11 protein-coding genes and 3 pseudogenes are annotated in these 9218 nt (G+C 46.0%); 6 read left to right on the top strand and 8 right to left on the bottom strand.

Annotation, left to right across the window (positions count from 1 at the left end; genetic code table 11):
* Positions 1–437 precede the first annotated feature (437 nt).
* The gene (locus ACQGXV_RS06045) at positions 438–1649 is read left to right on the top strand and encodes an IS256 family transposase (protein ID WP_440862551.1); all 1212 of its coding nucleotides are present in this window, start codon (positions 438–440) and stop codon (positions 1647–1649) included.
* A gap of 27 nt (positions 1650–1676) precedes the next feature.
* On the opposite strand, the gene ACQGXV_RS06040 is transcribed toward ACQGXV_RS06045, so the two are convergent.
* The 4 genes from ACQGXV_RS06040 to ACQGXV_RS06025 all read right to left on the bottom strand — a co-directional run bounded on the left by ACQGXV_RS06040 (position 1677) and on the right by ACQGXV_RS06025 (position 4012).
* Entirely contained in the window at positions 1677–1889 is a 213-nt protein-coding gene (locus ACQGXV_RS06040) for a transposase family protein (protein ID WP_440867282.1), read from the bottom strand.
* A gap of 204 nt (positions 1890–2093) precedes the next feature.
* Entirely contained in the window at positions 2094–2573 is a 480-nt protein-coding gene (locus tag ACQGXV_RS06035; protein ID WP_440865630.1) for a transposase family protein, read from the bottom strand.
* Positions 2551–3762, bottom strand: a complete 1212-nt coding sequence (locus ACQGXV_RS06030) for an IS256 family transposase (RefSeq protein ID WP_440862551.1) — start codon at positions 3760–3762, stop codon at positions 2551–2553. Before ACQGXV_RS06030 ends, ACQGXV_RS06035 begins: the two co-directional genes overlap by 23 nt.
* A 61-nt stretch (positions 3763–3823) precedes the next feature.
* Positions 3824–4012 carry a hypothetical protein gene (locus tag ACQGXV_RS06025; protein ID WP_440865629.1) on the bottom strand — a complete coding sequence of 63 codons (189 nt, stop codon included), beginning with the start codon at positions 4010–4012 and terminating at the stop codon, positions 3824–3826.
* A gap of 330 nt (positions 4013–4342) precedes the next feature.
* Here ACQGXV_RS06025 and ACQGXV_RS06020 point away from each other — a divergent pair, with 330 nt between their 5' ends.
* On the top strand, positions 4343–5353 hold the full coding sequence (locus tag ACQGXV_RS06020) for an AI-2E family transporter (RefSeq protein ID WP_440865627.1): 1011 nt from the start codon (positions 4343–4345) through the stop codon (positions 5351–5353).
* 64 nt (positions 5354–5417) lie between these two features.
* Here ACQGXV_RS06020 and ACQGXV_RS06015 read toward each other — a convergent pair.
* Positions 5418–5582 (bottom strand): annotated as a pseudogene (locus ACQGXV_RS06015) (transposase); the annotation flags it as partial.
* Between the two features lie 60 nt (positions 5583–5642).
* On the opposite strand from ACQGXV_RS06015, the gene ACQGXV_RS06010 reads away from it, so the two are divergent.
* The gene (locus ACQGXV_RS06010; protein ID WP_440862551.1) at positions 5643–6854 is read left to right on the top strand and encodes an IS256 family transposase; all 1212 of its coding nucleotides are present in this window, start codon (positions 5643–5645) and stop codon (positions 6852–6854) included.
* Positions 6855–6895: 41 nt separating this feature from the next.
* Here ACQGXV_RS06010 and ACQGXV_RS06005 read toward each other — a convergent pair.
* Positions 6896–7577 (bottom strand): annotated as a pseudogene (locus tag ACQGXV_RS06005) (IS5 family transposase); the annotation flags it as partial.
* A 155-nt stretch (positions 7578–7732) separates the two neighbouring features.
* On the opposite strand from ACQGXV_RS06005, the gene ACQGXV_RS06000 reads away from it, so the two are divergent.
* From ACQGXV_RS06000 to ACQGXV_RS05990, 3 genes are read left to right on the top strand one after another with little or no spacing between them, the layout of a single operon-like run.
* Complete coding sequence (locus ACQGXV_RS06000) at positions 7733–8098, top strand: IS630 transposase-related protein (protein ID WP_440862584.1); 366 nt, start codon at positions 7733–7735, stop codon at positions 8096–8098.
* A complete protein-coding gene (locus ACQGXV_RS05995) occupies positions 8022–8465 on the top strand; it encodes a transposase (protein ID WP_440867176.1) in 444 nt (147 codons plus the stop codon). The genes ACQGXV_RS06000 and ACQGXV_RS05995 overlap by 77 nt, the downstream gene beginning before the upstream one ends.
* Positions 8416–8538, top strand: a complete 123-nt coding sequence (locus ACQGXV_RS05990) for a hypothetical protein (RefSeq protein ID WP_440864784.1) — start codon at positions 8416–8418, stop codon at positions 8536–8538. Before ACQGXV_RS05995 ends, ACQGXV_RS05990 begins: the two co-directional genes overlap by 50 nt.
* A gap of 134 nt (positions 8539–8672) precedes the next feature.
* Here ACQGXV_RS05990 and ACQGXV_RS05985 read toward each other — a convergent pair.
* A pseudogene (locus ACQGXV_RS05985) lies at positions 8673–8999 on the bottom strand (MFS transporter); the annotation flags it as partial.
* 54 nt (positions 9000–9053) lie between these two features.
* Positions 9054–9194, bottom strand: coding sequence for a hypothetical protein (locus tag ACQGXV_RS05980; protein ID WP_440865626.1), 141 nt, complete (start codon positions 9192–9194; stop codon positions 9054–9056).
* Positions 9195–9218 lie beyond the last annotated feature (24 nt).

The raw sequence follows: 9218 nt of genomic DNA, 5'->3' as shown, positions 1-9218 counted from the left end.
GTTGAATAATTTAACCGTTTGATTTACATCTTCTTTAGTTAGAATGCATTTACAGAGAATGTATTTTGTTAGAACGACAAATCAAATAGTTAGCACAATAAAAAGGGCTTTGTTGAATAATTTAACCGTTTGATTTACATCTTCTTTAGGTAGAATGCATGTACAGAGACTGTATTTTGTTAGAACGACAAATCAAGTAGTTAGCACAATAAAAAGCATTACGGCTGGAAAACTTAGTTGTTGAAGTGTTATAATAATTATGTAAATCAGCATGTTAAATTATTCAACAAAGCCAATAAAAAGCATTCCGAGAGGAAAAATTAGTCGTTGAAATTTTATAATGCTTATATAAATCAGTATCTTAAATTATTCAACAAGAGACTGTAAAATAATCTGTGTAAATGGCATTTTGAGGAAAACCTTCAAAGGATAACAAAATGCCTATCAGCAACGAACTTATTGACCAACTGCTTCAAGATTGTCACTCCCCTCAGGATCTGCTGGGTGAATCAGGCCTACTCAAGGTGCTGACTAAAAGACTGGCGGAACGGGTTCTTGAAGCTGAGATGGAGATGCACCTTGGGTATGCTAAGCATGACCCGGCTGGTAATCATTCAGGCAACTCACGCAATGGCAAGACATCCAAGAGCGTACGTAGCCAAAATGGGGAGATCGAGCTCGATATTCCGCGCGACCGCAACAGTACCTTCGAGCCGACACTGATCGGTAAGCACGAAAAACAGCTTAACGGCTTCGATGACCGCATTATTTCTCTCTATTCCAGAGGGTTATCAACCCGTGATATTCAGGCACACTTTAAAGAAGTCTACGGGGTCGATGTTTCCGCTGGCTTCATTTCTCAAGTGACCAATGCTGTGATGGATGAAGTTAAGCGCTGGCAGCAACGGCCGCTGGATGCGCTTTATCCCATTGTTTACCTTGACTGTATTGTTGTCAAAAGCCAGGACGGCGGAGCCGTGGCCAACAAGTCTGTTTATCTGGCCCTCGGCGTCAACGGCCAGGGCGAAAAAGAGCTGCTGGGGCTATGGATAGCCAAAACTGAGGGGGCCAAGTTCTGGTTATCTGTGATGACAGAACTGAAAAATCGTGGGCTAAAGGACATCTTCGTCGCCTGCTGCGATGGCCTGAAAGGCTTTCCTGATGCCATTGAAGCTGTTTACCCGCATACGCGGGTACAGCTCTGCATTGTGCATCAGGTGCGGAACTCGCTGCGCTACGTCGGCTGGAAAGAGCGTAAGGCCGTTGCTGCTGACCTGCGCACCATCTATAGTTCCGCAACGCTAGAGGGCGCTGAAGAGGCCCTGGATGCCTTCGCGGCCAAATGGGATGAACAGTTCCCGACGATCAGCCCGTCGTGGAGAAATAATTGGGAACGTCTCATCGTCATTTTTGACTTTCCGCCGGAGATCCGCAAGGTTATCTACACCACCAACGCGATAGAGTCGTTAAATGCTTCATTGCGCAAGATAACGAAAACGCGACGAATATTTCCAACGGATGACTCGGTGATAAAATTACTCTATCTAGCCTTGCATAATATCTCTGCTAAATGGACCTTGCCAATCAGAGACTGGAAACCTGCTATGAGCCAATTCATGTTGATGTATGGAGAACGAATCTCCGGTTAAGCAATGGAGCCATTTACACAAAATTCTTTACAGACTCTTCAACAAAGCCCCGAGGCGCTTGATACCCGCGATGGCGTGTTCAACTGTAATACGGATGCCCGAGATTATTTTATTTTCTTGTTTTTGTTCAGGCGATAAAGGTCTTTTTCGAGTTCCTTTTTTTGGGGTTTGTGTATTAGGATGCTGTTTATCTATACCTTGAAAACCGGTATCTGCCCAGATGGTTACCTCAGGAGGAATATGGCGAATTATATCGACTTTATCGAGGCTTTGTTGAATAATTTAACCGTTTGATTTACATCTTCTTTAGTTAGAATGCATTTACAGAGAATGTATTTTGTTAGAACGACAAATCAAATAGTTAGCACAATAAAAAGCATTCCGAGAGGAAAAATTAGTCGCTGAAATTTTATAATGCTTATATAAATCAGTATCTTAAATTATTCAACAAAGCCCTTTATCGAGTAAGCGTTTATCGTGACGGCGCCCATTTTTGCTCATGGGGATAAATCCAATTTGCCTTGTTTCGTCAGTCATAATAAGCCCTTTTCGAGTGGTCTGTCTTTTCTTTCCCGAATACATTTTTTTTCGCCGACGCAGATTCTTAGGCTTTTGGACAGGTCGCTCTGTCCCATCAATAAAGACGTCTTTAACTCCAGGAAAGGCGCGAAAAAATTCCTCAGCAGAGCGAATTTGACGAGCGGGCAAAACACATTCTCGCCCCAAGGTCATCTCTAAAACCGGCAATAATATTTTTACCCAGCGACATACCCGTGTTCTATCTAAACCAAAAAGAAGTCCTTGCAAATCATAGGTCGGATAACATTTTAAATACAATAAAATAAAAAGCAGTTTATCTAATGGGAGTCTGTAAAGAATTTTGTGTAAATGGCTCCATTGCTTAACCGGAGATTCGTTCTCCATACATCAACATGAATTGGCTCATAGCAGGTTTCCAGTCTCTGATTGGCAAGGTCCATTTAGCAGAGATATTATGCAAGGCTAGATAGAGTAATTTTATCACCGAGTCATCCGTTGGAAATATTCGTCGCGTTTTCGTTATCTTGCGCAATGAAGCATTTAACGACTCTATCGCGTTGGTGGTGTAGATAACCTTGCGGATCTCCGGCGGAAAGTCAAAAATGACGATGAGACGTTCCCAATTATTTCTCCACGACGGGCTGATCGTCGGGAACTGTTCATCCCATTTGGCCGCGAAGGCATCCAGGGCCTCTTCAGCGCCCTCTAGCGTTGCGGAACTATAGATGGTGCGCAGGTCAGCAGCAACGGCCTTACGCTCTTTCCAGCCGACGTAGCGCAGCGAGTTCCGCACCTGATGCACAATGCAGAGCTGTACCCGCGTATGCGGGTAAACAGCTTCAATGGCATCAGGAAAGCCTTTCAGGCCATCGCAGCAGGCGACGAAGATGTCCTTTAGCCCACGATTTTTCAGTTCTGTCATCACAGATAACCAGAACTTGGCCCCCTCAGTTTTGGCTATCCATAGCCCCAGCAGCTCTTTTTCGCCCTGGCCGTTGACGCCGAGGGCCAGATAAACAGACTTGTTGGCCACGGCTCCGCCGTCCTGGCTTTTGACAACAATACAGTCAAGGTAAACAATGGGATAAAGCGCATCCAGCGGCCGTTGCTGCCAGCGCTTAACTTCATCCATCACAGCATTGGTCACTTGAGAAATGAAGCCAGCGGAAACATCGACCCCGTAGACTTCTTTAAAGTGTGCCTGAATATCACGGGTTGATAACCCTCTGGAATAGAGAGAAATAATGCGGTCATCGAAGCCGTTAAGCTGTTTTTCGTGCTTACCGATCAGTGTCGGCTCGAAGGTACTGTTGCGGTCGCGCGGAATATCGAGCTCGATCTCCCCATTTTGGCTACGTACGCTCTTGGATGTCTTGCCATTGCGTGAGTTGCCTGAATGATTACCAGCCGGGTCATGCTTAGCATACCCAAGGTGCATCTCCATCTCAGCTTCAAGAACCCGTTCCGCCAGTCTTTTAGTCAGCACCTTGAGTAGGCCTGATTCACCCAGCAGATCCTGAGGGGAGTGACAATCTTGAAGCAGTTGGTCAATAAGTTCGTTGCTGATAGGCATTTTGTTATCCTTTGAAGGTTTTCCTCAAAATGCCATTTACACAGATTATTTTACAGTCTCTCTAATGGGTTGGGATAAATCCTTTCTGCCCTGCACCCATCTGCCGCTCGTGATCTTTTCGATTCTTTTTCCGATAAATCAAATAACAAGCTGAAAATTCAGCGGCTAAATTTTTCAATTCTTCGACTGATAATCCAATGATTGCTTTACATAAACGATTATCTCGTAACAACCGCTCTTTGTTGATCATTTCAAACCTTTATTCTCTAAGTTAAACCTCTTTTTATTCTCAATAGCCTGACAAAAAATGCAAGTCTCTATTCAGCAACTAGTTTATTATTGCAGAACGACGTTTTTCCTGGTGGATAACTCTGCGCGCTCGCTAATCCCTTCTGGTTTTTCATGCTAAAAACGCTAAGAATAGGACGGAGAAAAAGCAGATTCATTACCGGGATTGTTTCGTGTGGCCTTTCTCATGCGTCTTTTCTTGTGCGCAGAGAATAGTGCGATAAACCGAGTGCTATTCTTGGTGTCGTAAGTACGTGTACAGGCCCGATCATTACGCATACAGGATGTCGTCATGCAGTTATTGAATTTAAAACAGGCCAGATGGCTGAGCCTGGGTTTCATGTTTGGGGGATTGCTGCTGCTGTTGTCACTACGGCTGTTAACGTGTTTCGTTGCCGGATTTTTGGTGTATGAAATCGTCAATTTGCTGACGCCCCATTTCCAAAAAATTATCAGTGGGAAACGCGCGCGCTGGGCGGTGGTGGCAATCATCAGTACGCTGGTGGTGAGTCTGCTCAGTCTGCTGTTTGGCAGCCTGACGGGGATTGTCATGCAAGAAATGCGTGACACCTCGGCCTTCAATGCTCGTATCGGCTTGATTCTCAATGACGTCCAACGGCACATCATGGTCTATTTACCGGGTTACTTGCCGGTGAGTGTCGAAGAGCTGCAACACGAATTTATGCGCTGGGTGCAGGAACATATCGTGATGTTGCAAACCATGGGCAAAGATTTTCTGCACGGTTTTGTCACCATGTTGATTGGTATGGTGCTGGGGGCGATCGTTTCGCTGTACAACGTGCAAGAGGATACGGAAAAACCGTTGCTTAAATCGGAACTGATGCGGCGCGTTTCGCTATTGTCGATGTCCTTTCGCAATATCGTGTTCGCCCAGGTGAAAATCTCCTCGGTTAACACCATCCTCTCTGCGGTGTTTATTCTCGGCGTACTGCCCTGTTTTGGCGTGCACCTGCCGTTTGCCAAAACGCTGGTGGTGCTGACCTTCATCTTTGGTCTGATACCGGTCATTGGCAACCTGATATCCAATTCCATCGTGTTTATTTCTGGTTTGTCGATCTCCCTGCCGGTGGCACTGGCGGCGCTGGTCTATCTGATGTTGATTCACAAACTGGAATACTTCCTCAATGCGCAGATTGTCGGCACCCGCATCAAGGCGCACGCGTGGGAAATTTTGCTGGCGATGTTGGTGTTTGAAGCGGCGTTTGGTATTCCGGGCGTGATTGCTGCGCCGATTTATTATGCTTATCTGAAAAGTGAATTGAAGGAAGCGGCACTCATTTGAGGTGGGGAAATAAGTCAGCCCGCGTAGGCGGGCTGACAGTAAGCTAAGGATTAGGCTGTGTCCCTTAATTACGTAACCGGGCGTAAAACAAGCGGATGCAGCCCAGTTTCACCATTGCTAGATAGTTTCTTGCCGTTTTTTCATAACGTGTGGCAATCCGTCTATATTCCTTTAAACGGCCAAAACATCTTTCTACAACGTTGCGACGGCGATAAGCATCACGATAAAGGAGACTGTAAAATAATCTGTGTAAATGGCATTTTGAGGAAAACCTTCAAAGGATAACAAAATGCCTATCAGCAACGAACTTATTGACCAACTGCTTCAAGATTGTCACTCCCCTCAGGATCTGCTGGGTGAATCAGGCCTACTCAAGGTGCTGACTAAAAGACTGGCGGAACGGGTTCTTGAAGCTGAGATGGAGATGCACCTTGGGTATGCTAAGCATGACCCGGCTGGTAATCATTCAGGCAACTCACGCAATGGCAAGACATCCAAGAGCGTACGTAGCCAAAATGGGGAGATCGAGCTCGATATTCCGCGCGACCGCAACAGTACCTTCGAGCCGACACTGATCGGTAAGCACGAAAAACAGCTTAACGGCTTCGATGACCGCATTATTTCTCTCTATTCCAGAGGGTTATCAACCCGTGATATTCAGGCACACTTTAAAGAAGTCTACGGGGTCGATGTTTCCGCTGGCTTCATTTCTCAAGTGACCAATGCTGTGATGGATGAAGTTAAGCGCTGGCAGCAACGGCCGCTGGATGCGCTTTATCCCATTGTTTACCTTGACTGTATTGTTGTCAAAAGCCAGGACGGCGGAGCCGTGGCCAACAAGTCTGTTTATCTGGCCCTCGGCGTCAACGGCCAGGGCGAAAAAGAGCTGCTGGGGCTATGGATAGCCAAAACTGAGGGGGCCAAGTTCTGGTTATCTGTGATGACAGAACTGAAAAATCGTGGGCTAAAGGACATCTTCGTCGCCTGCTGCGATGGCCTGAAAGGCTTTCCTGATGCCATTGAAGCTGTTTACCCGCATACGCGGGTACAGCTCTGCATTGTGCATCAGGTGCGGAACTCGCTGCGCTACGTCGGCTGGAAAGAGCGTAAGGCCGTTGCTGCTGACCTGCGCACCATCTATAGTTCCGCAACGCTAGAGGGCGCTGAAGAGGCCCTGGATGCCTTCGCGGCCAAATGGGATGAACAGTTCCCGACGATCAGCCCGTCGTGGAGAAATAATTGGGAACGTCTCATCGTCATTTTTGACTTTCCGCCGGAGATCCGCAAGGTTATCTACACCACCAACGCGATAGAGTCGTTAAATGCTTCATTGCGCAAGATAACGAAAACGCGACGAATATTTCCAACGGATGACTCGGTGATAAAATTACTCTATCTAGCCTTGCATAATATCTCTGCTAAATGGACCTTGCCAATCAGAGACTGGAAACCTGCTATGAGCCAATTCATGTTGATGTATGGAGAACGAATCTCCGGTTAAGCAATGGAGCCATTTACACAAAATTCTTTACAGACTCCGATAAGTTGTGAGCGTCCATCTGAAGCCAGTTTTTCATTTGATTTTCGGGGAATAACCGTTTTATCCCTTTTCTTTTCAACTTGTTACGGAGTGTATTGCCAGAGTAGGCTTTGTCAGCCAGTACCGCATGACCACGACGCTTCATGCTACCGTTCTGCCGTTGCACGCCAATGCCGTCCAGGAGTCGTAACGCGAACAGGCTTTCGTGAGCCTGCCCAGCACTCAGTACGATATTTAGCGGGATGCCGCTTCCGTCAGTCGCCATGTGGATTTTGGTGTCATAACCACCTCGTGAGCGACCCAGGCTGTTATCGTTGGTAATATTGGGATGTTTTTTTGAGCGCCAGCCGCACATTTGAGCGCACGGATATTGCTGCCATCCAGCGCAATGGCTGACCAGTCAACAAGTCCATGAGCATCAAGAAATGAAAGTAACTTATTAAAAATAATGTTAATAACTCCAGACTTTGACCATCTATTGAAACGGTTATAAACGGTTTTCCATGGGCCGTAACGTTCAGGTAAATCACGCCATGGGGCACCTGAACACAGTATCCAGAACATGCCGTTGACGATTTTGCGATGTTCTGCCCATGGCCGGCCGGCCTGCGGAGATGTCAAAACGGTTGGTAACAAGTGCTCAATGATTGCCCATGCTTCATCAGAAAGATCGTAGCGAGCCATAATCCAAAGTGTCTTAGAAACAGATGGATACTATAGCTCAAGCAATTAAGGGACACAGCCTAGCGTTCGGAAGTGGCAACCTGAGGTTCAGTGGCCTGCGGCTGCACGCCCAGTGGGTTATAGCTAAACGACTTAATTTTGATTACATTATTTAAATGAGCTATTCAATTGATTTTAGACGTAAAGTGATATCTACACGGAAAAACGAAGGGTTGAGTATCCGAGAAACAGCGAAGCAATTTCGGATTGGCCCTGCCTCTGTATCGCGTTGGATTAATCAAATAGAGTCAAAAGCATCGACCACGCGTCAGCGAAAGATCGATAAATCCGAGTTGATAAAAGATGTTGAACAATATCCAGATGCTTACCAAAAAGAACGTGCAGAGCGTTTTGGCGTTTGTCAGAAGGCCATTTGGCAAGCGCTTAAAAAGCTGGGATTGACCTATAAAAAAAACTCTACGTCATCCGAAAGCCGACGAAAACGCCCGGCAGGGATTTCAACAAAAAAAACAACAGTATGAAAAAGAAGGTAAACCTATTGTTTTTATTGATGAAAGTGGTTTTTCACACGATGCCCCACGGACTCACGGCTATTCCCCAAAAGGTCAACGGTGTTTTGGCCTGAAGAACTGGGGAGCTAGGGGAAGAACAAATGTTATCGGCGCTTTATTAGGCACAACGCTGTTTGCTATCGGATTATTTGATATCAATATTAACAGCGATGTTTTCTATGCCTGGGTCACACAAGTCCTTATCCCAGTACTCCCTAAAAACAGTGTAATCATGATGGACAATGCCACTTTTCACAAAAAACATAATATTCAACAAGTCATCATCGATGCAGGGTATATGGTGGAGTATTTGCCTACATATAGCCAACCGACTTAAAAATGATTACAGCCGATGCCCTGATATGTGGCAAAGAAGCATAGCTGGCTGTTATCAAAATAATGTCGCTTAGCTATATTCGCCAGATCTTAACCCAATTGAGCATAAATGGGCACAAGCAAAAAGCAAAAAAAGAGAGATGGGTTGCGATACAGAGAGTTTGTTCTCAGTCCATATGGTGTAATCAAAATTAAGTCGCTTGGCTATATTACCCCAGCACTGCTCGTACTTCCAGCCGGTCAACTCTTCTGCGACCGCTCTGGCGTGTGCCGGCACATCGCCGATAGCGCCACCGGCTTTGATACGCTCAATCTCTTCCAGCAGGATGGCGTGATTTTCACGATCTAGCTTCATTTGCGTGGTGTAGTAGATGGCGACCAGTGCCAGCCCGATAACCCCCAGTGAGAACACGCCAACAATTGCCAGCACGGCGCTTTCAGGCTGTGCGGCATGGCCTGAAATAAACCCGAACTGTGTCAGCGTCCATCCCATGGCGAACACGATAACCGAGCGCACCATTTTGCCTGCGAAAGGGCTTTGTTGAATAATTTAACCGTTTGATTTACATCTTCTTTAGTTAGAATGCATTTACAGAGAATGTATTTTGTTAGAACGACAAATCAAATATAGCCAAGCGACATTATTTTGATAACAGCCAGCTATGCTTCTTTGCCGCATATCAGGGCATAGGATGTAATCATTTTTAAGTCGGTTGGCTATAGTTAGCACAATAAAAAGCATTCCGAGAGGAAA

Source organism: Symbiopectobacterium purcellii, from assembly GCF_052050035.1.
Taxonomy (GTDB): domain Bacteria; phylum Pseudomonadota; class Gammaproteobacteria; order Enterobacterales; family Enterobacteriaceae; genus Symbiopectobacterium; species Symbiopectobacterium purcellii_A.
Note: the sequence above shows the minus strand (reverse complement) of the source record. Positions and strands in the feature narration are given on the sequence as shown.

What these genes read in the sequence shown, in the direction of transcription:
- ACQGXV_RS06045 (WP_440862551.1), top strand. Translation starts at nt 438, where the DNA reads ATGCCTATCAGCAACGAACTTATTGACCAACTGCTTCAAGATTGTCAC.
- ACQGXV_RS06035 (WP_440865630.1), bottom strand. Translation starts at nt 2,573, where the DNA reads ATGGAGAACGAATCTCCGGTTAAGCAATGGAGCCATTTACACAAAATT.
- ACQGXV_RS06030 (WP_440862551.1), bottom strand. Translation starts at nt 3,762, where the DNA reads ATGCCTATCAGCAACGAACTTATTGACCAACTGCTTCAAGATTGTCAC.
- ACQGXV_RS06025 (WP_440865629.1), bottom strand. Translation starts at nt 4,012, where the DNA reads ATGATCAACAAAGAGCGGTTGTTACGAGATAATCGTTTATGTAAAGCA.
- ACQGXV_RS06020 (WP_440865627.1), top strand. Translation starts at nt 4,343, where the DNA reads ATGCAGTTATTGAATTTAAAACAGGCCAGATGGCTGAGCCTGGGTTTC.
- ACQGXV_RS06010 (WP_440862551.1), top strand. Translation starts at nt 5,643, where the DNA reads ATGCCTATCAGCAACGAACTTATTGACCAACTGCTTCAAGATTGTCAC.
- ACQGXV_RS06000 (WP_440862584.1), top strand. Translation starts at nt 7,733, where the DNA reads ATGAGCTATTCAATTGATTTTAGACGTAAAGTGATATCTACACGGAAA.
- ACQGXV_RS05990 (WP_440864784.1), top strand. Translation starts at nt 8,416, where the DNA reads ATGCAGGGTATATGGTGGAGTATTTGCCTACATATAGCCAACCGACTT.